We start from the raw sequence: 22,039 nt of genomic DNA, 5'->3' as shown, positions 1-22,039 counted from the left end.
GTCGGTATCCCCCTCGCGCCGCCGGGGCCGCAGCTAGAGGCCGCGGCGGCGGGTGTAGAACACCGCCAGCTTGGCGCGGATGTCCTCGGCCAGCTCGCGCGACGCGCGCTCGCGCGCGTTGCGCTCGCCCTCGATGTTGGCGTACTGCGACTGCACCGTGTTGAACCGCGTGATCGCGCGGCTGTAGCCGGTCGTGAGCGCCGCGCCCTGCGGATCGCGGATCTCGAAATCGGCGACCAGGCGCAGATTCGTCGCGGTCGACGTCTCGTCGCTTTTGACCAGCACCGCCTCCTGCTCCTCGTGCAGGCGGATCATCAGGTAGTAGCTCGGCCGCTCCGGCTCGCCGTTCGGGTTCAGGCGGTCGACGAGCGCGTTCCGGAGATACTGCCCGCGGCGGTCCGGGATCATCGCCACGCGCGTCCCGGCGAGATCGCCGCGCACGCCCTCGGGCTGCGCGTACGGCCCGGCGGGAGGCGTTCCGGCGCGCTCGCCATAGAGCGGTTCGAAGCCGCAGGCCGCCAGCCCGGCCATCATGACGCCGGCGGCCACCAGACGCGCCGCGACGCGCCGGTAGCTGGAGCGCGTGGCATCGCCCGAATCAACTTTGCTCGACCGCACGAAACGTCGTCCCGTCCCCGTCGCCCGGCGCGCCGCCGACGCGACCGCCCGCCGGAACCTAGCACGCCGGGATGCGCGGCGGGCAATCGATCCGTACGCGGATACCCTTCGCGGTCAGCCCTCGTAGCCGGCGAACACGAACGCAGATCCGTCCCAGGTGAACAGCTCCTGCGTTTGGCCGGGTATCACGTTATCGGAGTTCCACAGGACGATCCGCGTCACGAAATCGGCGTCGCCGGAGATCGACGCCAGCACGGTCGATCCGCCGACCGAATCGAGGATGCTGAAGGTGAACGTGTTGCCGGCGCCGTAGGTGATGGAGACGTTGGCGCCGGCGCCTCCGAGCGCGTCGCCGAGCAGGCCGCCATTGCCGTCGGTCACGCCCGTGCCGTCGACCCACCAGTCGGCGCCCGACGTCGCGAAGCTGCCGAAGGCCACGATGGTGTCGCCAGTTCCCGAGGTCTCGACGATCACGTCGCCGAGGCCGTCGTCGCGCGAGAAATAGTAGAAATCCGCGTCGGCGCCGCCGTGGAGCGTGTCGCCATCGCCGGCGCCGCCGTAGAGGTAGTCCGTCCCGGCGCCGCCGTAGACCGTGTCGGCGGCGGCCCCGCCCCAGATTCCGTCGCTGTCGTCGCCGCCGTCGAGGTAGTCGGCGCCGCCGGCGCCCGAGAGGTAGTCCGTGCCGACGCCGCCAAACGCGGAATCGACGCCGGTTCCGCCGATGATGAGATCGTTGCCGTCGTCGCCGAACAAGGTGTTCACGCCGCCGGTGACTGTCAGAAAATCGTCGTCGGCGCCGCCGTACATCGTGTCGTTTCCGGCGCCGCCATACATCGAATCGTCGCCGGTGCCGCCATAAAAGAGGTTGTTGTTGGCGGTGTCGCGCAGGACGTCGGCCCCGGCGTCGCCCGACAGCGTGTCGTTGCCGCCACCGCCGACCAGCGAGTCGTCGTCGTCGCCGCCGTAGAGGCTGTCGTTGCCCGTGCCGCCGTCGATCCAGTCGTCGCCCGCGCCGCCGAACAGCCGCTCTCCCGGATTGTGGCCCCAGATGATGTCGTCGCCGGCGCCGCCATCGACGTACATGCTGGCGTTGACGCCGCCATTGGCGGAATCCCATTGCCAGTAGGTCTGGCCGGACGCCTCGTAGGTCAGGTTGACGAGATCGTTGCCATTGCCGGCGAGGATCGTCTCGACCGCGCGGGTGCGCGAACTGTTCTGGAACGCGTAGTACTCGCCGTTTCCGTTGAGCGCGCCGCCGGGGGCGCTGGTCGTGTAGTCGTCCCATGCGAACAGGTCGTCGCCGCCGGACATCACCAGCGTGTCGGCCGTCGTGCTGTTGCCGTTGCCCAGTCGCCCGGACAGGCTCGTGAAGGTGCGCCCGGCGACGGTGTCCGCGGTGGCGGCGCCGGACTCGTCGTAGCGCGTGACATCGACGGTGAAGCTCGCGGTCGTGGCCGACCCGGATCCGTACGTGAAGACGGTCATTGGAAATCCACGTGGACTATTCGTCGGCGGGCTCAAATTGCCCGATCCGACAATCCTACATGAGATCGCCAAAAAATCAAAGATTCCGTCAGACTGTCGTCAGGTTACGATATAGTGTTGATGTTGAACATTAACTTCGTGTGTCTGTAGGCCGGGCGGCTCACAGCACGACGTTGACGATGCGGTTCGGCACCACGACGACCTTCCGCGGCGACTTCCCGTCCATCGCCCGGCGCACGTCGACATGGTCCAGGGCGGCCGCCTCGGCGGCGTCCTTGGCGCAGTCCTTGGGCAGCCGGAGCGTGGCGCGCAGCTTGCCGTTGACCTGCACCGCGACCGTGACCTCGTCGTCGGCCAGCAGCGCCGGGTCGGGGACCGGCCACGACGCGTCCGCGAGCAGACCGTCGCCACCGAGCAGCGTCCATAGCTCCTCGCCGAGATGCGGCGTCATCGGGCCGATCAGGCGGACGAAGATCTCCAGCGTCTCGCGCAGCGCCCAGCGGTCGTCGGCCGAGGCCGGCTTGAACGCCTCGATGGCGTTGGCCAGCTCGTAGAGCCGGGCCACGCCCTTGTTGAAATGGAACCGCTCGATGTCCTCGCCGACGCCGGCCGCGGCCTTGTGCGCCGCGCGCCGCAGCGCGGTGGCGCCGTCCGACAGCGCCGCCGGCTTCGCCGCGCCGCGCGCCGGCAGACCGTCGATCGCGCCCGAGAGCATGCGGTGCAGGCGCTGCTGGAAGCGCCAGGCGCCGGCCACGCCGGCCTCCGTCCACTCGAGATCGCGCTCCGGCGGCGAGTCGCTGAGCATGAACCAGCGCGCGGTGTCGGCGCCGTAGTCGTGGATGATCTGGTCGGGGTCGACGACGTTCTTCTTCGACTTCGACATCTTCTCGGAGCGGCCGACCGTCACCGGCGCGCCGTCCGACAGACGCGTCACGCGCTCGCCGTCGCGCCGGATCTCGTCCGGGAACAGCCAGGCGCCGTCGGGCGCGCGGTAGGTCTCGTGGCAGACCATGCCCTGCGTGAACAGCCCGTCGAACGGCTCGTCGCGGCCGGCCATGCCGACCTCCCGCATCGCCCGGGTCCAGAAGCGCGAGTAGAGCAGATGCAGGATCGCGTGCTCGACGCCGCCGATGTACTGGTCGACCGGCATCCAGTACTCGTGCTCGACGCGCGCGTAGGGCTCGGCCGTCGAGCCGGGCGAGGTGAAACGGTCGAAGTACCAGCTCGAATCGATGAAGGTGTCGAACGTGTCGGTCTCGCGCCGCGCCGCCTTGCCGCAGGACGGGCAGGCGACGTGCCGCCAGGTCGGATGCCGGTCGAGCGGATTGCCGGGCGCGTCGAACTCGACGTCGTCCGGCAACGTCACCGGCAGATCCTCGTCCGGCACCGGCACGACGCCGCAATCGTCGCAATGGATCGCCGGGATCGGACAGCCCCAGTAGCGCTGGCGCGACACCAGCCAGTCGCGCAGGCGGTACTGCACCGTGCCTTTGCCCAGACCGCGTCCCTCGAGATGGCGGATGATCGCGCTCTTCGCGGCGGGCACGTCGAGGCCGTCGAGGAACCCCGAATTGTAGATCGCGCCGTCGCCGACATAGGGCTCCGAGCCGATGGTGAAATCGCGCGGGTCGGCGCCCGGCGGCAGCACGACCGGGATCACTTTCAGCCCGTACTTGCGGGCGAACTCCAGGTCGCGCTGGTCGTGCGCCGGACAGCCGAAGATGGCGCCGGCGCCGTATTCCATCAGCACGAAATTGGCGACGTAGACCGGCAGGGTCTCACCGTCCTTGACGACGTGGCGTACGGTCAGCGCGGTGCGGTAGCCTTTCTTCTTGGCGGTCTCGATCTCGGCCGCGCTGGTGCCGGTCTTGCGGCACTCCGCGATGAAATCGGCCAGCGCCGGATCGCCCTTGGCCAGCCGCGCCGCGAGCGGATGGTCGGGCGAGATCGCCATGAACGAGGCGCCGAACAGCGTGTCGGGCCGGGTGGTGAAGATCTCCAGCCTCTCGCCGGGCTCGACGCCGGGACCGACGAGATCGAAGTGGACGCGCGCGCCCTCGCTCTTGCCGATCCAGTTGGCCTGCATCAGCCGCACCTTCTCGGGCCAGCGCGGCATCGTGTCGAGACGCGCCAGCAGCTCGTCGGCGAAATGCGTGATCTTGAGGTTCCACTGCGACAGCTTGCGGCGCTCGACCGGCGCGTTGGTGCGCCAGCCCTTGCCGTCGATCACCTGCTCGTTGGCCAGCACGGTGTTGTCGACCGGATCCCAGTTGACCCAGGCCTCCTTGCGGTACGCCAGCCCGGCTTTCCAGAAATCGAGGAACATCTTCTGCTGGTGGCGGTAGTAGCTGGCGTCGCAGGTCGCGACCTCGCGGCTCCAGTCCAGCGACAGGCCCATCGACTTGAGCTGCGCCTTCATCGTGGCGATGTTCTCGTAGGTCCACTTCTTGGGGTGGACCTTCTTCTCCATCGCCGCGTTCTCGGCCGGCAGGCCGAAGGCGTCCCAGCCCATCGGGTGCAGCACGTTGAAGCCCTTGGCGCGGCGGTAGCGCGCCACCACGTCGCCCTGGGTGTAGTTGCGGACGTGGCCCATGTGGATGCGCCCCGACGGATAGGGGAACATCTCCAGCACGTAGTATTTCGGCCGCGAGGGATCGGCGGTGGCGCGGAAGGTCTGGCGGTCCTCCCAGACCTTGCGCCAACGCGCCTCCGTCTCGCGGAAATTGTAGCGCGCCGGTTCGGCACGGCTGGCGGCGCTCGGCGGCTGCGACACGATTCCCACTCCCGAAGGCCCGGATTTCGCCGCGCGCGCTGCCGCTGACGGCGATCCGGAACGAAAAAGCCGAAGCGCGGGGCATGCCCCGCGTTCCGTCCTGCGTCAAGCCGCATCGCCATCCGATGTCACGGCGTGTCCGACTCGCGGGACCGCCGGGTCGAGGCCGTCGAAAACTGACCAAATCCTGACATCGGATGGACCGGCGGCCCTCCTCGGGGCTGCGCCTTCCGTTCGGGCCGACAACCGCGGACATCAATTGTGGCAAGACTGCAACACTGCGCTAAATTAGGCGTCCGCTCATAATTTTCGCCGTGATTCCAATGGCCGGTCGCCTCGCGCCCCGGTATTTTCACAGGCGAGGTCATGTGCCGGTCGCGTTGGGGCGCGTCCGGTCGTCGTTCGAGGGAGAGTTGACATGAAGAAGCTGTTGATGGCGGGCGCAGCGATGGGCGCGCTGGTCGCCGGTTCCGCGCAGGCGCAGGTTCAGACGTTCGGTTTCTACGGGTACATCGACGGCATGTACTCGTTGAAGACGACGACCAACAACAAGGAGATCTCGACGCCGGGCTTCGCGGTCGCGCATTCGGGCGACGGCTGGGGCGTCGACGGCAAGCTCGGCTACCGCTTCGACGGCACGCCGTGGGACATCGCGCTGGGCGGCCGCTACCTTGACCAGAGCGCGGGCAAGGCCGAGGGCGACACGTTTCAGTGGCGGAACACCGACGGCAAGTACTGGAACGTCGATCTCGAGGCCGGTTACACGATGTCCGGCCCGGGCTGGGGCGTGCGTCCCTTGATCGGCGTGCGCTATCAGAACTGGAAGGCCGAGTTCACCGACCAGGTTGGCGTGCCGCTGTTCACGGCGCGCCAGAAGTCCTGGGCGGTCGGGCCGCGCCTCGGCATGGACGGCTCGCTGCGCATCGCCGAGTCGATCAGCCTGTTCGGCGCGGTCGACACCGCGTTCCTGTACGGCAAGGCGAAGAGCTCGACGAACTACGCGATCAACCGCAGCGACAGCCGCATGTTCTGGAGCGTCGGCGGCAAGATCGGCGTCGACTGGGAGGTCGCGCCGCTGTTCCACATCGCCGCCGGCTATAAGGCGGAGTGGTTCGACGGTCTCCACTTCCTGACGCCCTCCGACGGCACGACGGGGACCGCACGGGGTCGCGCCGGCGAGTTGATCCACGGTCCGTTCGTGCGCCTGGCGTACAACTGGGGCGCGCCGCCGTCCGGTCCGGCGCCGGTCCAGCCGCCGAAGGTGGCCGGCAAGAAGAGCTACATCGTGTTCTTCGACTTCGACCGGGCGCTGATCACGCCGACGGCGGCGACGACGATCAAGCAGGCGGCGGCCGACGCCAAGGCGGGCAAGAGCACGCGTCTCGACGTGACGGGTCACGCCGACAAGTCGGGCGGCGACGCCTACAACATGGCGCTGTCGCTGCGCCGGGCGAACGCGGTCAAGGACCAGCTCGTCCGCGAGGGCATCCCGGCGAACCAGATCGCGGTGGTCGGCCGCGGCGAGTCGATGCCGCTGGTGCAGACCGCCGACGGCGTGCGCGAGCCGCAGAACCGCCGGGTCGAGATCGTCCTGAACTAACGACGCGCCGGCTTCCGCCGGCGACTTCGAAATCGAAGAGCCGCCCCTCGGGGCGGCTCTTTTGATTCGCGCCAGCGGGTCGCGCCGGCTCGGGGCATCCGGTCGGCGCCGGCCCTCAGCCGCCGCCCTGCGAGATACGCAGCTGGCGCGCCCGCGTGAGGATCTGGTTCTCGAGCTCGAAGCCGGTGCGTGGCTCCACGACGGCGTCGATCCAGCCGCGGCCGGCCAGCGTCTGCCGGAACACCGCCGCGCGCACGCCGTCGGCGCGCAACTCGCGATCGAGGATCGTCACCTGCACCTTGACGCGCTCGTTCGGCGTCTCGGGCGGCGAATACCAGTCGGTGATGATGGTGCCGCCGAACGGATCGGCCGACGCCAGCGGCATGAACGAAAGCGTGTCGAGCGAGGCGCGCCACAGATAGGCGTTGACCGCGACGCCGGGCTCGTCGATGCCCTTCCGCTTCTCGTCCTTGCTGCCGAAGATGCCGCCGGGGCCGAAAACGCTGCCGCCGGATTGCTGCGTGCGCCCGGCGATGCCGCGCTGGATGTCGCTGTTCCGGCGGTCGACCGTGCCGATGTCCGCGCCCTGGTTCTGGCCGCAGGCCGCGACGGCCACGGTGGCGGCGATCAGAAACGCGCTGGCGCGCAATGCCGTTCCGTCCATTCGGATCATCGCTTTCTCGCTCCCGGGCGGACCGCGCCCCTCCCTATCAGAGGTCGCCGGCCGATGCGGTCGTCCGCGCCGGTCCACGCGGCGCCGCTGCGCCTTATAGGGGGAGACCGGAACGTACCACAAGTGACGGCTGAGGGGCGCGGGCAACCTTGCCCGGCCCCGACAGCGCCGGGATGCGAAACGCGGCGGAACGGAAGCGCCGCACGCCAGCCGTAGGTTTCACACATGTAAAATGTTATTGCGCGATTGAAGCGGCCGGCGGTCGATGAGTCCGACCTGCGAAACATCATATAATTGGTGTCCGGATCGCCACTCGACCCGCTACATCTACATGACGTAACCATCCGCCGGACAAGTGAGTTTTCCTTCATTTCCGCTTCGCTGCCGCGGCGAAGACCATAAGCGTTTACGGGCGGTTAGCGGCTGTGTCTTCATTGCCACACTTGGCGACAGAATTGCGCCGGACGCCTTTGGTTTCTTGACCCCCACCGCGACACGGTGGTTAATGGCATTGTCGTCCGTTCGTGGCGGGGGCGGTTATAGGCCGGTTTAGGCTAAACCCTCGAAAACCGGCCAGTGACGGTCTCGATAGAGGCGTAGCGTTAGACAGACCCACGAGAGAGGGAGAACATGAAAAAAGCACTACTCGGAACGACCGCGCTGGTCGCCGGTGGGCTGATGGCCGCGCCGTCGGCGTTCGCGGCCGACCCCATCAAGCTCGAACTGCGTGGCTACATGCAGTCGATGATCACGGTCGGCCACGTCGATCGCGATGTCGTCGGCGGCACCACCGGCCAGAGCTATCGTCCGGAGAACTTCCGGTACGAGGGCGAAATCTGGTTCACCGGCACCACGAAGCTCGACAACGGCACCTCGATCGGCATCCGTGTCGAGCTCGAGGGCTGGTCGCAGAACCCGGGCGTCAGCGCCGCGAACCCGACCGGCACCGCCGATCAGCTGGACCACGAGTACATCTTCGCGTTCGGCGACTGGGGCCGCATCGAGTTCGGCGGCAACGACTCGGTGTCGTACAACATGCAGTACTCGTCGCCGTCGGCGCTGCTGGGTTGGGGTTTCAACGACCACAACTTCAACCACTTCGGCGCCGGCTTCGCGGCGGCGAACAACGCCGGCCGCGGTGGCAACATCCTCGGCACCGGCGCGGCGCAGAACGCCGGCTTCTCGGGCGACGCCAACAAGCTGAACTACTACACCCCGCGCTTCGCGGGCTTCCAGTTCGGCCTCGGCTACACCCCGTCGTTCGGCGTCGGCGCGATCGTGAGCTGCAACTCGCGCGCGGGCGGTGCCAACCACCCGAACTGCCCGCGTAACCAGAACCTCTGGCACAACGGCATCGACGTCTCGGCGAACTACCTGAACAAGTTCGGCGACGTGTCGGTGGCGCTGTACGGCGCGTACGCCACGGCCGGTTTCGACCGCGGCGCGGCGGGCACCGGCGGTGCCGCGGCTCCGTCGATCTTCGGCCGCTACAAGACCTGGGCGGCGGGCGCGCAGATCGGCTTCTCCGGCTTCACGCTGGGCGGCGGTCTCGGCCGCGACAACCAGGGCCTCCGCGGCAGCAACGCGACCAACTGGTACACGGCCTCGCTGATGTACGAGACGGGTCCGTGGCAGCTCTCGGCCGGCTGGTGGGGCGGTCGTAACAAGGACGGCAACGGCGTGGCCGGCGCGCAGAACGCCGCGGGCAAGGACAAGCTCGACTACTTCGAGCTGGGCGCCAACTACGCCCTCTCGCCGGGCATCAAGCTGACCGGCGGCGCGCTGATGTACATGGGCTCCGGCCAGTCGAAGTCCGAGAAGGCCGACAGCTGGGCCATCGTGTTCGGTACGGCTCTGACCTTCTAATCCGGTCCATCCGGAGTGGAACAGGAGAGCGGGCTTCGGCCCGCTCTCTTTTTTTGCGCGCCGCGCGGAGACCGGATCAATCCGGCAGAAGCCGCGTCAAGACCGCGTTGAGCCGCTGCAGCCCGGCCGGCGTGGCGCGCAACGACGCCGCGTCGACCGCCACGAAGCCGCCCTCGACCATCGACCGCAGGCCATCGGCGCCGCACGCCTCGACCGGATCGCGCCCGGTCACGCGCCGGAAGCGGAGCCGGTCGACGCCCTCGGCTAGACGCAGACCCATCATCAACGCCTCGACCACGAGCCCGGGACCGGAGATCGCCGAATCCTCGTCGGTCGCGTGCCCTTGCGCCTCGACGCGTTCCAGCCAGGCCTCCGGCCCGCTGGTCTGGCGCGTCGCGCGCTTCGCGACGGCGCCATCCGAGGGGGTCGTCAACCGCCCGTGCGCGCCGGGTCCGACGCCGACGTAGTCCTCGTAGCGCCAGTACGTCAGGTTGTGCCGGCACGCGCCGCCGTCGCGGGCGTGGTTCGAGATCTCGTAGGCGGGAAGGCCGGCGGCGGCGAGACGTTCGGTGGTCGCCTCGTACAAAGCCGCCTGGGTGTCGTCGTCGGGCATCGCGAAAGCGCCCCGGGCGTGGTCCTGCCAGAAGCGGGTGCCGCGCTCGATCGTCAGTTGGTAGACCGACAGGTGGTCGCCCGCCAGTTCCAGCGCCGCGTCCAGTTCACCCAGCCACACGGGCACCGTGTGGTCCGGCCGCCCGTAGATCAGATCGAACGAGTACCGCCCGAAATGGCGCCGCGCGACGTCGATGGCGCGGCGCGCCTCGGCGGCGGAGTGGCCGCGGCCGAGGAAGCGCAGCGCCGCGTCGTCCAGCGCCTGCACGCCCAGCGACACGCGGTTGACGCCGGCGTCGCCCAGCGCGGCGAAGCGCGCGGCCTCGACGGAGGTCGGATTGGCCTCGAGCGTGATCTCGGCCCCGGCCGACACCGGCCACAGCGCGCGGATCTCCGCGATCACGGCGGCGACCGTGTCCGGCGGCATCAACGACGGCGTGCCGCCGCCGAAGAACACGCTGGTCACCTCGCGGCCCGCGGTCGACGCGGCGTAGTGGCGGAGCTCGGCGCGCAGCGCGTCGCGCCAGCGCCGCTGGTCGACGCCCTCGCGCACGTGGCTGTTGAAGTCGCAGTAGGGGCACTTCGACAGGCAGAAGGGCCAGTGGACGTAGACGCCGAACAACCGTTCGTCGCCGCGCCGGGGCCCCGGTTCGCTCACGGCGGGTCCGTCGCGAAGCACGCCGCGACGAGCTGGCGGAACGCGTCGGCGCGGTGGCTGATCGCGTTCTTCACCGCGGGGTCCATCTCGCCGCAGGTCAGCGCGTGGCCGTCGGGCTGGAAGGTCGGATCGTAGCCGTGTCCGAGGGTCCCACGCGGCGGCCAGACGATGGCGCCCTCCATGCGGCCCAGGACGCTCTCGCAGTGCCCGTCGGGCCACGCCAGCGCCAGCGCGCAGTTGAACGTCGCGCGCCGCGCGTCGGCCGTGCCGGGCACGCCACGGGCCGCCAGCGCGTCCTGGATGCGGGTCATGCCGACCATCGCGTCGCGCGTCGGTCCCTCCCAATCGGCGGTGTACAGGCCCGGCTGGCCGTCGAGCGCGTGCACGGAAAGCCCCGAGTCGTCGGCCAGCGCCGGCAGCCCGCTGGCGGTCGCGGCGGCGCGCGCTTTGAGCTCGGCGTTGCCGATGAACGTCGTCGCCGTCTCGGCGGGCGCGGGCAGGCCGAGCTCGCCGGCCGACACCACGCGGACGCCGAACGGCCGCAGCATGACGCCGATCTCGCCCGCCTTCCCGGCGTTGTGGGTCGCGACGACGAGGGTCGGACCGGTGAAGCGGCGGGGCACGGCGGTCATCCGGCCGACGTCGCGCGACGCGGAAGGCGCCGCCCGATCAGGACAGCCCGAGCGCGGCGCGCTGGGCGGCGCACAGATCGCCGACGCCCTTCTTCGCGAGCGCCAGCAGCGCGAGGAACTCGGCCTCGCTGAACGGATCCTTCTCGGCCGTGCCCTGGATCTCGACCAGGCCGCCGGCGCCGGTGAGCACGAAATTCGCGTCGGCCTGCGCCGCCGAATCCTCGGGGTAGTCGAGATCGAGGACCGGCACGCCCTGGTGGATCCCGCACGACACCGCCGCGACCTGGCCGGTGATCGGATCCTTGGCGAGCTTGCCCTTGCTGCGCAGCCCGTCGATCGCCTGCCGCAGCGCCACCCAGGCGCCGGTGACGCCCGCCGTGCGGGTGCCGCCATCGGCCTGGATGACGTCGCAGTCGATGGTGATCTGCACCTCGCCGAGCGCGTCGAGATCGACCACGGCGCGCAGCGCCCGGCCGATCAGCCGCTGGATCTCCTGGGTGCGGCCGGATTGCTTGCCGCGGGCCGCCTCGCGGTCGGAGCGGGTGTGGGTCGAGCGCGGCAGCATGCCGTACTCGGCGGTGACCCAGCCGCGGCCCTTGCCGCGCATCCACGGCGGCACGCGCTCCTCGACGCTGGCGGTGCACAGCACGTGCGTGTCGCCGAACTTGGTCAGGCACGAGCCCTCGGCGTGGCGGGAGAAGCCCGGCGTGAGCTCGATCAAACGGAGCTGGTCGGGCGCGCGGCCGGACGGGCGGATGGACATGGTCGTTCCCCGGATCGGCCCCGCCGACGCGGCGGAGCCGGTCGAGGGCGTGCCACGCGCCGGCCCGGTCGCGCAAGCCCCGCGTCCGGTGGTGGGGGGCCGGCCGGCTCATTTCGCGCCGCGCGTTGACCTCGGGGGTGCGCGAACCTAGATTCACCGGGAACGCCGCGTTCACGGAGACCAGCCACCCGCGCCGCCATGAACCGTTCGATACCCCGTTTCGCGCCTGGCGCCACGACGCTTCGCGAATCCGTCGCCGCGCCGCGACCGGCGGCCGGCGGCGTCGCGTCGATCGCCGAGCTCAACGACCGCGCCCGCGAGGTGTTCCGGCGCATCGTCGAATCCTACGTCGAGACCGGCGAACCGGTGGGGTCGCGGGCGTTGACCCGCCGCCTGGCCGAGCATCTCTCGCCGGCGACGATCCGCAACGTGATGGCCGACCTCCAGGATTCGGGCCTGCTCTACGCGCCGCACACCTCCGCCGGCCGCGTGCCGACCGACGCCGGGCTGCGCCTGTTCGTGGACGGGCTGCTCGAGGTCGGCAACATCTCGCAGGAGGAACGGGAGAACATCGACGGCCGCTGCGCCGCCGTCGGCCGGTCGGTCCAGGACGCGCTGAGCGAGGCGTCGAGCCTGCTGTCCGGCCTGTCGCGCTGCGCCGGCGTCGTCATCGCGCCGCGGGTCGACTCGACGCTGAAGCACATCGAGTTCGTCAATCTCGGCCCCGGCCGGGCGCTGGTCGTCACCGTCGCCGAGAACGGCACGGTCGAGAACCGCGTCATCGACATCCCGCTCGGCCTGCCGCCCTCGGCGCTGATCGAGGCCTCGAACTACCTGTCGCGGCGCCTGGTCGGACGCGGCTTCGAGGAGGCACGCCGCGCCATCGAGGAGGAGCTCGGCCAGCAGCGCGCCGCGCTCGACGCGCTGACGCGGCGCGTGGTCGAAGCCGGGCTGGCGACCTGGGCGGGCGAGCCGGGCTCGGCGCTGATCGTTCGCGGCCAGGCCCGCCTGCTCGAGGACGTCACCGCGCTCGAGGACCTCGACAACATCAAGCGGCTGTTCGACGCGCTGGAGCGCGGCGAGTCGTTCGCCCGCCTGCTCGATCTGTCGGCCAGCGCCGAGGGCGTGAAGATCTTCATCGGCGCCGAGAACCCGCTGTTCGGCCACGCCGGCTGCTCGGTGATCGTGGCGCCGTTCCGCGACGCGCGCGAGCGCATCGTCGGCGCCATCGGCGTGATCGGTCCGACGCGCATCAACTACGCGCGCATCGTGCCGCTGGTCGACTACACGTCGAAGGTCGTCGGCCGCCTGATCGGCTGAGCCGACGGAGCGGGGCGACGCCGCGCCGCCTTGACCGGGCGCGGTCGGCACCCTAAGTCCGGGACGTCCAGCGGCGGGGCCCCAGGGCTCGCCGCGCCCCGTTCCGGCCCAGGGCCGCGCCGAGTCAGATCATGTCCGCCGAATCCGTCCAGAATCCGTTCACCGACGAGCCCACGCGCGCGACCGGCGCCGATCCGGGGCTCGACATCCCCGAGGCGCCCCGTCCGCTCGACCCCGCGCGCGTGATCAAGGAGGCGGCCGACGCCAGGATCGCGGCGCTCGAGACCGAGCTGGCCGAGGCCAAGGACAACTGGATCCGCGCCGCGGCGGAGACGCAGAACGCCCGCCGACGCGCCGCGCTCGACGTCGAGGCGGCGCACAAATTCGCGGTCGAGAAATTCGCCCGCGACCTGCTCTCGGTCGCCGACAACCTATCGCGCGCGCTGGCGGCGCTGCCGCCGGGCGGCGCGGGTCTCGACGACAAGCTGAAGGGCGTCGTCGCCGGCGTCGAGGCGACCGGACGCGAGCTCGGCAACATCCTGGCGCGCCACGGCGTGAAGCGCATCGAGGCGCAGGGCGCGGCGTTCGATCCCCATCTGCACCAGGCCGTCAGCGAGATCCCCGACGCGACGCTGCCCAACAACAGCGTCGCGCAGGTGTTCATGGACGGCTACACGCTGAACGATCGGCTGCTGCGCGCGGCGATGGTGGTGGTCGCCAAGGGCGGCCCCGCCGCCGCGCCCGCCGAGCCGGCCAACGCCGCGGTCGACGCCGACGGCGGTTGAACCCGTCTACGGGCGCCCGAGCAGCGCCCGTCGGAAGCGGTCCTTCAGGACCGAGCCTTCCATCGGCGGCAGGACCAGCGGCAGCGGCTCCGCCAGCACCTTGACGTTGCGGAACACCGGGCCCGCCTTGGCGAGCGCGTCACGCACGAGCTGGGCGATCTGACCGGGATCGTCGATCGTCGCGCTGTCGGCGATGCCCGCGCCCAGGGCGATGGCGGTGAGGTCCGCGCCGGCGCCACGCTCGGTCGGACCCAGATGCGGCGGCGCGGTGTGCGTCGCCTGGTTGCCGGTCTCGGCGAATTTCTCGTTGTCCATGACGACGATGGCGAGGTTGGCGGGGCGTTGCGCCGCCACCGTCGCCAGCGATCCGAGGCCCATCAGCAGATCGCCGTCGCCGGTGACGACCAGCACGCGCTTGCGCGGCTGCGCCAATGCCAGCCCGAGGCCGGTCATCACGGCGCCGCCCATGCCGCCGAGCAGTGGCAGGTTGAGCGCCCGGTCCTCGACCGCGGTCACATCTCCGGCCGAACCGCCGAGACCCGCGACGACCAGCAGGTCGTCGGTCGCGTCCTTGAGCAGGGCGGCCGCGACCTCGCGTCGATGCGGCTTGCCGGCGGCCATCGCGGTCTCCTCCCGTCCGTCAGCCGGTGGCGCCGACCACGGCCAGACGGAAACGGTCCTTGAGGTAGGCGCCGTCCTTGGCCGGCATGATCAACGGCAGCGTCTCGACCATGATCTTGACGGTGCGGTAGACCGGGCCGGGCTTGGTGCGCGCGTCCTTCACGAGCTGCGGGATCGCGCCTTCATCGGTCACGGTCGCGCAATCGGCGATGCCGCAGCCCCGCGCGATCGCCGTGAGGTCCGTGCCGGCGCCCCGGTCCAGCGCGCCCAGCGTCGGCGACGCGGTATGGGTCGCCTGGTTGCCGGTCTCGCCGAACTTGCCGTTGTCGAGCACGACGATGGCGAGGTTGGGCGGCTGCTGCGTCGCCACGGTGGCCAGAGAACCCAGTCCCATCAGCATGTCGCCGTCGCCGGTGATCACCAGCACGCGCTTCTTGGGCTGCGCCAGGGCGAGGCCCAGCCCCATCATGACGGTGCCGCCCATGCCGCCCCACAGCGGCAGGTTGGTGGCGCGGTCGCCCGCCGCCGTGATGTCCCAGGCGCATTGGCCCAGGCCGCCGATCACCAGCAGGTCGGCGGTCGCGTCCTTCATCAGCGCGGCCACGAGCGGGCGGCGGTGGATCGTCGCGTCGGCCATCGTCATTTCTTCCCGAAGCTCTTGGCGCCGATCAGCTTCTGGCGCAGCAGGACGGCCACCGCCTGCTGGCCCTCGAAGGCCATGTTGGCGGCGGCGTTGACGGTGGCGGCGACGTCCTCGGCCCTGTCGACCGACATCACGATGCAGCCCACGGCCTCCAGCACCTTGGGCGTCGCCTGGCCCATCGAGTACTGCCACGGATTGAACTCGCCGTAGTCGCCGCGCATCGTGACGATCATCAGCATGGGATAGCGCAGCGTCTTGCTCAGCCCGAGCATGTTGATGCAGTTGCCCACGCCGGAGGACTGCATCAACGCCACGCTCTTCTCGCCGCCGAGCCAGGCGCCGAGCGCGCCGCCCATCGCCTCCTCCTCGGTCGTCATGACGATGGCGCGCATGGCGTTGGAGGTCTGGCACTTCTCGATCAGCTTGGAGTGCCCGGCGTCGGGCACGTAGTAGACCTGCTTGATCTCGTGCGCCTCCAGCGTCTCGAATATCTGGTCGCGCCAATCGGCGGCGGTGGCGGTGCTCATGCCCGACGGTCTCCTGCTTCCCGGTCGGGCGCGATCCTAGCGGCGCGGACGGCGGCGTGGAAGCGGCGCGCCGCGCAGGGCACAATCGCGCCACCACGATGTCCGCGACCCCGGAGCCCGAATGAACATCCTGATCGTCTACGCCCATCCCGAGCCGGCCGGCAGCTTCAACGCCACCATGCGCGACGCCGCCGTGCGCGCGTTGGAGGCGGCCGGGCATACCGTCGTCGTCTCCGACCTCTACCGCGCAGGATTCGCCGCCACGCTCGACAGGCACGACTTCCTCGAGGCGGCCGAGCCGGCGCGTTTCGACGCGCCGAAGGGAGCAGAGCCACGCCTTCCGCTCGGGCACCTTCGCTCCGCAGGTCAAGGCCGAGATGGACAAACTCGACGCCTGCGACCTGATGGTCTGGCAGTTCCCGATCTACTGGTTCTCGGTGCCCGCCGTACTGAAGGGCTGGATCGACCGGGTGTTCGCCTACCGCTACGCCTATGGCGGCGCGCGCTGGTACGAGAAGGGCGCCTTCGCCGGCAAGAAGGCGATGATCGCCATGACCACCGGCGCGCCCCGGAGCAGCTTCGTCGACGGCAGCCGCAACGGCGACATGAACATGATGCTGTGGCCGCTGCTGTGGGGCACGCTGCGTTTCGTCGGCTTCGACGTGCTGCCACCCTTCGTCGCCTACGGCGTCGCCACGCCGGGCGCCGAGGGCGACGCGCGCCGGGCGAAGGTGGTCGAGGACTACACGGCGCTGCTGGCGAATATCGAGGCGGTGAAACCGCTGACGATGAACCTCACGACGGATTTCGCGGCCGACGGCTCGTTGATCCCCGGCCACGTCTCGCGCCATCCAGGGCCGCCGGACGTCTCATAGGACGCGGCGGCGCTAGAACGGCTTCAGGACCACGAGAAAGACGATCCCGATCATCAGCAGCGTCGGCGCCTCGTTCCATATCCGGAAGAACCGCGCCGGCCGGACGTTCGCGTCGCGCTCGAAATCCTTGCGCCACGCGGCGTAGAGGTGGTGCACGACCGTCAGCGCGACGACGAGGACCATCTTCGCGATGAACCAGCCCGCCAGCCAGTGGCCGGCGTCTTAAGCCATGTAGAGGCCGAGACCCCATACCGCGAACATCGCGGGGTTCATGATGGCCCGCAGCAGGCGTCGCTCCATCACCTTGAACGTCTCCGACTGGGTCGATCCCGGTGCCGCGTCGCAATGGTAGACGAACAGGCGCGGCAAATAGAGGAGCCCCGCCATCCACGAGATGACGGCGACGATATGGAGCCCCTTGACGACGAGGAAGACCACGCGCGCCTCCGTCAGCCCGCGGCCGCGGCGAACATCGGCGACCGCCATAGGCAGGCCTCGCACGCCGCCGGGCAGCTCGCGTCGCCATCGTCGTTCACCACCGCGCGCGACGACCCGGCGGCCGTCAACGCGAGGGTCGCCAAGCCGTCGATGAACGCGGCTTCGACGCCGACCGTCGGCACGCGCCTGTAGGCCGGCACGCCGGCGCGCTCCGCCAAGTGCCGGTATTCGATATCGAGTTCGACCAGCGTCTCGGAATGCTCCGACACGAACGCCACCGGAAACAGCACGACGGCGCGCCCGTCGCGGCCGGCGCGCGCGATCTCCGAATCGGTGGAGGGACCGATCCATTTCAGCGGGCCGACCCGGCTCTGGTAGCAGACCGCATGGTCGAGGCCGTCGATCGACAGGCGCTCGACGATGGCCCGCGCGCTGCGTTCGACCTGCGCCTGGTAGGGATCGCCGGCGCGGATCACCTTCTCGGGCAGGCCGTGCGCGGAGAACAGCAGACGTACCGGCCGCTGGCCGACCGCGTCGAGATCGCGACGGATCAACGCCGCGGCGGCCTCGACGAATCCACGCTGCGCGGGATAGCAGCACACCGTCGATGTCGACGCGGAGAGCCCCACCGCGCGCGCCACGTCCCGCCATTCCCGGACCGAGGATTCCGTCGTCGTGGTCGACATCTGCGGATACAGCGGCAGCAGCACGACGCGGTCCGGCGCGAACGCCTTCACATCGACGATCACATCGCGCGCGAACGGCCGCCAGTAGCGCATCGCGACGAACACGCGGAAATCGGTGTCTCCGCGCCGCGTCGTCAACACCGCCTCCAGCGCCCGCGCCTGCGCCTCGGTCTGCGGCAGGATCGGCGAGCGACCGCCGATCTGGGCATAGATCGCGCGCGCCGTCGGTCCGCGCCGCCGGGCGATGAAGCGGCCGAGCGGACCCCGGATGAACGCCGGCACGCGCAGGATCGCGGGATCGGCGAAGAGGTTGCGCAGGAACGGCTCGACCGCCTCCGGCGAATCCGGTCCGCCGAGATTGAACAGGACCACCGCGACGCGGCTCATCGGCTCGACCAGTCCCGCACGATATCGACAAGCCGCGCGACGTTGTCGGGCGGCGTTTGCGGCACGACGCCATGACCGAGATTGAAGACGTGCCGCCCGCCCGACAATTTGCCGAGGATGCGCTTCGTCTCGTGCGCCATCGCCTCGCCGCCGACCACCAGCATCGCGGGATCGAGATTCCCCTGGACGCAGAGGTGCGGTTGCAGCTCCTGCGCCGCCCAGTGCGCGCCGATGCCGGTGTCGATGGAGATCGCGGCGAATTCCGGCAGCCGCCGGTACATCATCGCGGCGGGCCCGACGCCGCGCGGAAACACGATCACCGGCGTTCCAGGATGGCGCTCCCGCAGCTTGCGCGCGATCGCCTGGGTCGGCTGCACCGACCAGTGGAAGAGCTGCTCCTCCGGCAGGACGCCCGCCCAGCTATCGAATATCTGCACCACGTCGCAGCCCGCCTCGACCTGACGGGCGAGATGCGCGGCGCAGGCGTCCACCAACGCCTCGATCAGCCGCCGGAAGCTTTCGGGATGGCCATAGGCCCATTGCTTGACCTTGAACCAGTCCCGGCTGCCACCACCCTCGATCATGTAGCAGGCGAGCGTGAAAGGCGCGCCGCAGAATCCGATCAGATCGGTCGACTCCGGCAACGCCGCGCGGGTGCGGCGGATCGCCTCGTAGACGGGTTGCAGACGGTCCTCAAGACCCGCCGAGGACAACCGCGCGACGTCGGCCGGACCTTCCATCGGGTCGAGCTTCGGTCCCTCGCCTTCCTCGAACCAGAGCTTGCGGCCCATCGCCTGCGGCCCGACGAGGATGTCCGAGAAGATGATCGAGGCGTCGAATCCGAAACGGCGGATCGGTTGGAGCGTCACCTCGGTGGCGAAATCCAGCGAGTAGCAAAGATCGAGGAACGAACCGGCGCGCGCGCGGCTCGCCCGGTACTCAGGCAGGTACCGTCCAGCCTGGCGCATCAACCATACTGGCGGGCCCGGCGTTCGCTCGCCGCGCAGGACCCGCGTCAACAATCGATCCACGGACACATTCCCTTTTTGGCTCCACCCTTCTTTAACTGATTCATGAATCTTATGGAGTCGAAGAAGCAGTAGGGCGTGTGGACGTCGGGGATCAAATCTTCGCGGGTTTTTTCCCGTCATGCCGGGGGATCGTGACCGCCCGGCGGATTAACGGGGATTGAATCGGGAAGGATCGGCGTCATGTGCGGATTCAATGAGGAATCACGGGTGATTCCGGGTCCCGGGGTAGCGTGAGTCACGTGGAAGGATGTGCGCAGCGCGGTTCATCGGGCCCGTATACGTCGAGGTGGGCGGTTTGGTGCCGAAGGGAGGGTCATGCGCGATTTCACGCGCCGTCCACACGTCTGTCGTCGATCCGGCGCCGGCGGGGGATGGGGGAGCGCTCGGGGACCCGGATCGATACGGCTTTTCCCGGCGCCGCAGTGGAGTAGAGTCACCCCGGAAGGCGGTGGTTCCATGGTCTCGCGCGGTCGCAATTTCCACCTGCATCTGGTGTCGGATTCCACCGGGGAGACGGTCGCCGGCGTGGCGCGGGCGTGCCTGGCCCAGTTCGAAGGCGTGTTCGCCACGGAACACGTGTGGTCGCTCGTCCGCACGACGGTGCAGATGGACAAGGTCGCGGGCGCCATCGAGCTCAACCGCGGGCCCGTGCTGTACACCTTGGTCGATCCGGAATTGCGGGACTGCCTGCGCGAGCATTGCCGGCGTCTGCAGCTTCCATGCATCGGTATCCTCGACCAGGCGATCAGCACGCTGGGGGTCCACTTCCACAGCAAGACCGCGATGTGGCCGGGGCGGCAGCACGCGATGGACGACGGCTATTTCGGCCGCATCGACGCCATGCACTACACCCTGGCGCATGACGACGGACAATCGACGCACGATCTCGACGAGGCCGATGTCGTTCTGGTGGGACCGTCGCGGACATCGAAGACGCCGACCTGCGTGTATCTCGCGAACCGGGGTATCAAGGCCGCGAACGTGCCGTTGGTTCCGGACGTGCCGGTGCCGCGGGAGCTGGAGACGGCCCGCCGTCCGCTGGTCGTCGGACTGGTCACGGACGCCGAGCGCCTGGTGCAGATCCGCCGCAATCGTCTCCAATTGCTGCGGGAGGACGCAGACACGGCCTACACCGATCTGGAGGTGGTCCAAGGCGAGATGCGCGCGGCCCGGCAGCTCTATGCGCGGCACAACTGGGCCAGCATCGATGTCACGCGGCGCTCGATCGAGGAGACGGCCGCGGCGATCCTCCAGATGATCGACCGGCGGCGCGAGGCGACCGGCCCGGTGCGGATGGAGACGACCTGACCAGTCGAAGGAGGCGGACATGGGTTGTCGAGCGATGTTCGGTGCCGTCGGTGCGTTCCTGGCGGGGTTCTCATGGCTGGGGACCGCCGGCGCGGCCGACCGGATCGAGGTGCGGCGCGACTCGGACGCGACGGTGTTCGGGTCCTGCGTGCCGTCTTTCGTCGCGCGCAACGGCACGGTGGCGCCGGTCGACTACATGCAGGTCGACGTCGCCTTCGTCCTCAAGTCGGGCGAGACGCGGGAACTCGAGTTCAAGTCGCGCTATCTGCACGGAGTCGAACGCCCGATCGCGCCGGGCGCCTCGGCGCGGCTGGTCGTGCATGGGGACGAATCCCGGCCGCTTGGCGCCGGCTGCGCCGACATCGTCTCCCTGCGCGTCGTCCGGATGACATGCCAGACCGGCGGCGCTTCATGCGCCGCGACGATCGATATGTCGCCCGACCGGTAGGAGGGCCGGGCGATCCGCGCGTCAGCGCTGGCTGAAGAAGCGCGTCCGATGCCGGCTGCGCAGCGCGAACGCCGGATCGCGTAGCGCATCCGCGGCCACCGCCTCGGCGGCGGCGTCGCCGGCGCGCCGTGCCGTGGCCAGGGCTGCGTTCAGGAACTCGGTCGCCCGTGCCGGGGTGCCGCCGGTGCGCTCGGCCAGACCTAGGCCGATCAACGCCTGTGCCTCGCCAGACAGGTATCCGCCGCGTTTGAATAGCGCCCTGGCGGTCTCGTAGTCGCGCCGCGCTTCGGGAAGGCGCTTCGCGGCCAGCGCGGCGTCGGCCATCGCCACGAGGGCCTGCCCTTCGCTGCCGCCCTTGCCGCCGCCGCGGAACGCGACCACGGCCTCCTCGTAGAACGCCGTCGCCGTCTTGACGTCGCCATCGTCGAGGTGGAGGTCGCCGAAGCCGATCATTGCGCGTGCCTCGCCGACCCGGAATCGGTCGGCTCGGTACAACGCCGTGGCTGCGGTGTAGGCGTCGACTGCGCCATTGCGGTCGCCCCGATTGCGCGCCAGCTCGCCGAGGCTAAGGAGCGTGTCCGCCTCGCCCAGGCGGTCGTCGATCCGCCGATAGAGGTCGCGCGACTCCTCGTAGCTCTTGCGCGCCTCGTCGAAGCGGCCGGTCAGCCGCTCGAGCTCGCCGCGCGCGCGCAGGGCGCTGGCGAGGCCGGGGCGGTTCTCGTCGCGGCGGAACAGGTCGACCGCGGCCTTGTACATCTCCGCCGTCCGCGCCGTGTCGCCGCCGCGGCGGGCGAGGTCGCCGAGTTCGACATACGCCTTTCCCTCGCCGAGCGTGTTGCGCGCGCGGTGGAAGGTCTCGAGCGCCTGGAGGAGCGCCTGCCGCGCCGGTTCGATCTCGCCCTTGCGGAGATGCGCGTCGGCGCGCGCGACGAGCTTCGCGCCCTTGTCCGAATCTCCCCATTGGCTCATCGGCGCGGACTCGGCGGCCCGCGCCGAGGAATGGTCGTCACCGAACCACAACCAGCCGCCGACGCCAATGACGGCGGTCGGGGCGACGATCATGAGCAGCACCATCATCACCATCCTCACCGCGCTGCCGCCGCGGGCGTGCAGGAAGACGAGGGCGATGCAGAACAGAATGGCTCCGACGGCGATGAACATCGCGTTGCCGTGGATGAAGGAACCGAATTCGCTACGTGCGAACGTCATCGCCGCACCACCAGGTGAGTGGAATGAATGTCAATATTTAGATTGAAATATAACACGTAACAGAGTGTTATTAAACAATAA

The 22,039-nt window shown here is 69.6% G+C and carries 20 protein-coding genes and 2 pseudogenes; 8 read left to right on the top strand and 14 right to left on the bottom strand.

Going from position 1 to position 22,039, the window contains the following annotated elements:
* Nucleotides 1-33 precede the first annotated feature (33 nt).
* From IPK81_12640 to IPK81_12630, 3 genes are all read right to left on the bottom strand, one after another.
* Nucleotides 34-618, bottom strand: coding sequence for a hypothetical protein (locus tag IPK81_12640; protein QQS10519.1), 585 nt, complete (start codon nucleotides 616-618; stop codon nucleotides 34-36).
* Between the two features lie 114 nt (nucleotides 619-732).
* Complete coding sequence (locus IPK81_12635; protein QQS10518.1) at nucleotides 733-2,103, bottom strand: hypothetical protein; 1,371 nt, start codon at nucleotides 2,101-2,103, stop codon at nucleotides 733-735.
* A 160-nt stretch (nucleotides 2,104-2,263) separates the two neighbouring features.
* Nucleotides 2,264-4,876 carry a leucine--tRNA ligase gene (locus tag IPK81_12630; protein ID QQS10517.1) on the bottom strand — a complete coding sequence of 871 codons (2,613 nt, stop codon included), beginning with the start codon at nucleotides 4,874-4,876 and terminating at the stop codon, nucleotides 2,264-2,266.
* Nucleotides 4,877-6,005: 1,129 nt separating this feature from the next.
* Here IPK81_12630 and IPK81_12625 point away from each other — a divergent pair.
* Entirely contained in the window at nucleotides 6,006-6,476 is a 471-nt protein-coding gene (locus IPK81_12625) for an OmpA family protein (protein QQS15086.1), read from the top strand.
* Between the two features lie 115 nt (nucleotides 6,477-6,591).
* Here the strand turns inward: IPK81_12625 and IPK81_12620 are convergent, their stop codons facing one another.
* Nucleotides 6,592-7,149 (bottom strand): DUF3576 domain-containing protein, encoded by a 558-nt coding sequence (locus IPK81_12620; protein ID QQS10516.1) that lies wholly within the window; start codon nucleotides 7,147-7,149, stop codon nucleotides 6,592-6,594.
* 630 nt (nucleotides 7,150-7,779) lie between these two features.
* On the opposite strand from IPK81_12620, the gene IPK81_12615 reads away from it, so the two are divergent.
* Entirely contained in the window at nucleotides 7,780-9,015 is a 1,236-nt protein-coding gene (locus tag IPK81_12615) for a porin (GenBank protein QQS10515.1), read from the top strand.
* Nucleotides 9,016-9,091: 76 nt separating this feature from the next.
* Here the strand turns inward: IPK81_12615 and IPK81_12610 are convergent, their stop codons facing one another.
* From IPK81_12610 to rph, 3 genes are read right to left on the bottom strand one after another with little or no spacing between them, the layout of a single operon-like run.
* On the bottom strand, nucleotides 9,092-10,285 hold the full coding sequence (locus IPK81_12610; GenBank protein ID QQS10514.1) for a coproporphyrinogen III oxidase: 1,194 nt from the start codon (nucleotides 10,283-10,285) through the stop codon (nucleotides 9,092-9,094).
* Nucleotides 10,282-10,917 carry a non-canonical purine NTP pyrophosphatase gene (locus IPK81_12605; GenBank protein QQS10513.1) on the bottom strand — a complete coding sequence of 212 codons (636 nt, stop codon included), beginning with the start codon at nucleotides 10,915-10,917 and terminating at the stop codon, nucleotides 10,282-10,284. Before IPK81_12605 ends, IPK81_12610 begins: the two co-directional genes overlap by 4 nt.
* Before the next feature lie 37 nt (nucleotides 10,918-10,954).
* Nucleotides 10,955-11,674: a ribonuclease PH gene (gene rph / locus IPK81_12600; protein QQS15085.1), complete on the bottom strand. Its 720-nt coding sequence runs from the start codon at nucleotides 11,672-11,674 to the stop codon at nucleotides 10,955-10,957.
* A 204-nt stretch (nucleotides 11,675-11,878) separates the two neighbouring features.
* On the opposite strand from rph, the gene hrcA reads away from it, so the two are divergent.
* Together hrcA and grpE are read left to right on the top strand one after the other, a co-directional pair.
* Nucleotides 11,879-13,000: a heat-inducible transcriptional repressor HrcA gene (gene hrcA, locus IPK81_12595; protein ID QQS10512.1), complete on the top strand. Its 1,122-nt coding sequence runs from the start codon at nucleotides 11,879-11,881 to the stop codon at nucleotides 12,998-13,000.
* A 131-nt stretch (nucleotides 13,001-13,131) separates the two neighbouring features.
* Entirely contained in the window at nucleotides 13,132-13,785 is a 654-nt protein-coding gene (gene grpE, locus IPK81_12590; GenBank protein QQS10511.1) for a nucleotide exchange factor GrpE, read from the top strand.
* 6 nt (nucleotides 13,786-13,791) lie between these two features.
* Here grpE and IPK81_12585 read toward each other — a convergent pair whose 3' ends face one another.
* The 3 genes from IPK81_12585 to IPK81_12575 are packed head-to-tail and all read right to left on the bottom strand — an operon-like array spanning nucleotide 13,792 to nucleotide 15,576.
* Nucleotides 13,792-14,406, bottom strand: a complete 615-nt coding sequence (locus IPK81_12585; GenBank protein ID QQS10510.1) for an aldehyde dehydrogenase — start codon at nucleotides 14,404-14,406, stop codon at nucleotides 13,792-13,794.
* Between the two features lie 19 nt (nucleotides 14,407-14,425).
* Nucleotides 14,426-15,049: an aldehyde dehydrogenase gene (locus IPK81_12580; GenBank protein QQS10509.1), complete on the bottom strand. Its 624-nt coding sequence runs from the start codon at nucleotides 15,047-15,049 to the stop codon at nucleotides 14,426-14,428.
* Nucleotides 15,046-15,576 carry a phosphonopyruvate decarboxylase gene (locus tag IPK81_12575; protein ID QQS10508.1) on the bottom strand — a complete coding sequence of 177 codons (531 nt, stop codon included), beginning with the start codon at nucleotides 15,574-15,576 and terminating at the stop codon, nucleotides 15,046-15,048. Before IPK81_12575 ends, IPK81_12580 begins: the two co-directional genes overlap by 4 nt.
* Nucleotides 15,577-15,697: 121 nt before the next feature.
* Here IPK81_12575 and IPK81_12570 point away from each other — a divergent pair.
* Both IPK81_12570 and IPK81_12565 read left to right on the top strand, forming a co-directional pair.
* Nucleotides 15,698-15,868, top strand: a pseudogene (locus tag IPK81_12570) (NAD(P)H-dependent oxidoreductase).
* A gap of 85 nt (nucleotides 15,869-15,953) precedes the next feature.
* Nucleotides 15,954-16,451 (top strand): NAD(P)H-dependent oxidoreductase, encoded by a 498-nt coding sequence (locus IPK81_12565; GenBank protein ID QQS14899.1) that lies wholly within the window; start codon nucleotides 15,954-15,956, stop codon nucleotides 16,449-16,451.
* Between the two features lie 12 nt (nucleotides 16,452-16,463).
* Here the strand turns inward: IPK81_12565 and hemJ are convergent.
* The 3 genes and pseudogenes from hemJ to IPK81_12550 all read right to left on the bottom strand — a co-directional run bounded on the left by hemJ (nucleotide 16,464) and on the right by IPK81_12550 (nucleotide 19,113).
* Nucleotides 16,464-16,937 (bottom strand): annotated as a pseudogene (gene hemJ / locus IPK81_12560) (protoporphyrinogen oxidase HemJ).
* Nucleotides 16,901-17,962, bottom strand: a complete 1,062-nt coding sequence (gene hemH, locus IPK81_12555; protein QQS14898.1) for a ferrochelatase — start codon at nucleotides 17,960-17,962, stop codon at nucleotides 16,901-16,903. Before hemH ends, hemJ begins: the two are co-directional and overlap by 37 nt.
* Nucleotides 17,959-19,113 (bottom strand): uroporphyrinogen decarboxylase, encoded by a 1,155-nt coding sequence (locus IPK81_12550; protein QQS14897.1) that lies wholly within the window; start codon nucleotides 19,111-19,113, stop codon nucleotides 17,959-17,961. The genes hemH and IPK81_12550 overlap by 4 nt, the downstream gene beginning before the upstream one ends.
* A 336-nt stretch (nucleotides 19,114-19,449) precedes the next feature.
* Here IPK81_12550 and IPK81_12545 point away from each other — a divergent pair, with 336 nt between their 5' ends.
* Together IPK81_12545 and IPK81_12540 are read left to right on the top strand one after the other, a co-directional pair.
* Nucleotides 19,450-20,301, top strand: coding sequence for a kinase/pyrophosphorylase (locus IPK81_12545; GenBank protein ID QQS14896.1), 852 nt, complete (start codon nucleotides 19,450-19,452; stop codon nucleotides 20,299-20,301).
* A 19-nt stretch (nucleotides 20,302-20,320) separates the two neighbouring features.
* Complete coding sequence (locus IPK81_12540; protein QQS14895.1) at nucleotides 20,321-20,749, top strand: hypothetical protein; 429 nt, start codon at nucleotides 20,321-20,323, stop codon at nucleotides 20,747-20,749.
* Between the two features lie 21 nt (nucleotides 20,750-20,770).
* On the opposite strand, the gene IPK81_12535 is transcribed toward IPK81_12540, so the two are convergent.
* Nucleotides 20,771-21,958 carry a tetratricopeptide repeat protein gene (locus tag IPK81_12535; GenBank protein ID QQS14894.1) on the bottom strand — a complete coding sequence of 396 codons (1,188 nt, stop codon included), beginning with the start codon at nucleotides 21,956-21,958 and terminating at the stop codon, nucleotides 20,771-20,773.
* Nucleotides 21,959-22,039 lie beyond the last annotated feature (81 nt).

The organism is Rhodospirillales bacterium (assembly GCA_016699855.1).
In the GTDB taxonomy this organism is placed as follows: Bacteria; Pseudomonadota; Alphaproteobacteria; order Reyranellales; family Reyranellaceae.
This window is presented reverse-complemented; position numbering and strand designations above follow the sequence as displayed.

Excerpts from the sequence above, each read along its gene's own strand:
- IPK81_12635 (QQS10518.1), bottom strand. The coding sequence starts at position 2,103 with ATGACCGTCTTCACGTACGGATCCGGGTCGGCCACGACCGCGAGCTTC.
- IPK81_12620 (QQS10516.1), bottom strand. The coding sequence starts at position 7,149 with ATGATCCGAATGGACGGAACGGCATTGCGCGCCAGCGCGTTTCTGATC.
- IPK81_12615 (QQS10515.1), top strand. The coding sequence starts at position 7,780 with ATGAAAAAAGCACTACTCGGAACGACCGCGCTGGTCGCCGGTGGGCTG.
- IPK81_12605 (QQS10513.1), bottom strand. The coding sequence starts at position 10,917 with ATGACCGCCGTGCCCCGCCGCTTCACCGGTCCGACCCTCGTCGTCGCG.
- hrcA (QQS10512.1), top strand. The coding sequence starts at position 11,879 with ATGAACCGTTCGATACCCCGTTTCGCGCCTGGCGCCACGACGCTTCGC.
- grpE (QQS10511.1), top strand. The coding sequence starts at position 13,132 with ATGTCCGCCGAATCCGTCCAGAATCCGTTCACCGACGAGCCCACGCGC.
- IPK81_12585 (QQS10510.1), bottom strand. The coding sequence starts at position 14,406 with ATGGCCGCCGGCAAGCCGCATCGACGCGAGGTCGCGGCCGCCCTGCTC.
- IPK81_12580 (QQS10509.1), bottom strand. The coding sequence starts at position 15,049 with ATGACGATGGCCGACGCGACGATCCACCGCCGCCCGCTCGTGGCCGCG.
- IPK81_12575 (QQS10508.1), bottom strand. The coding sequence starts at position 15,576 with ATGAGCACCGCCACCGCCGCCGATTGGCGCGACCAGATATTCGAGACG.
- IPK81_12565 (QQS14899.1), top strand. The coding sequence starts at position 15,954 with ATGGACAAACTCGACGCCTGCGACCTGATGGTCTGGCAGTTCCCGATC.
- hemH (QQS14898.1), bottom strand. The coding sequence starts at position 17,962 with ATGAGCCGCGTCGCGGTGGTCCTGTTCAATCTCGGCGGACCGGATTCG.
- IPK81_12550 (QQS14897.1), bottom strand. The coding sequence starts at position 19,113 with ATGACGGGAAAAAACCCGCGAAGATTTGATCCCCGACGTCCACACGCC.
- IPK81_12545 (QQS14896.1), top strand. The coding sequence starts at position 19,450 with ATGGTCTCGCGCGGTCGCAATTTCCACCTGCATCTGGTGTCGGATTCC.
- IPK81_12540 (QQS14895.1), top strand. The coding sequence starts at position 20,321 with ATGGGTTGTCGAGCGATGTTCGGTGCCGTCGGTGCGTTCCTGGCGGGG.
- IPK81_12535 (QQS14894.1), bottom strand. The coding sequence starts at position 21,958 with ATGACGTTCGCACGTAGCGAATTCGGTTCCTTCATCCACGGCAACGCG.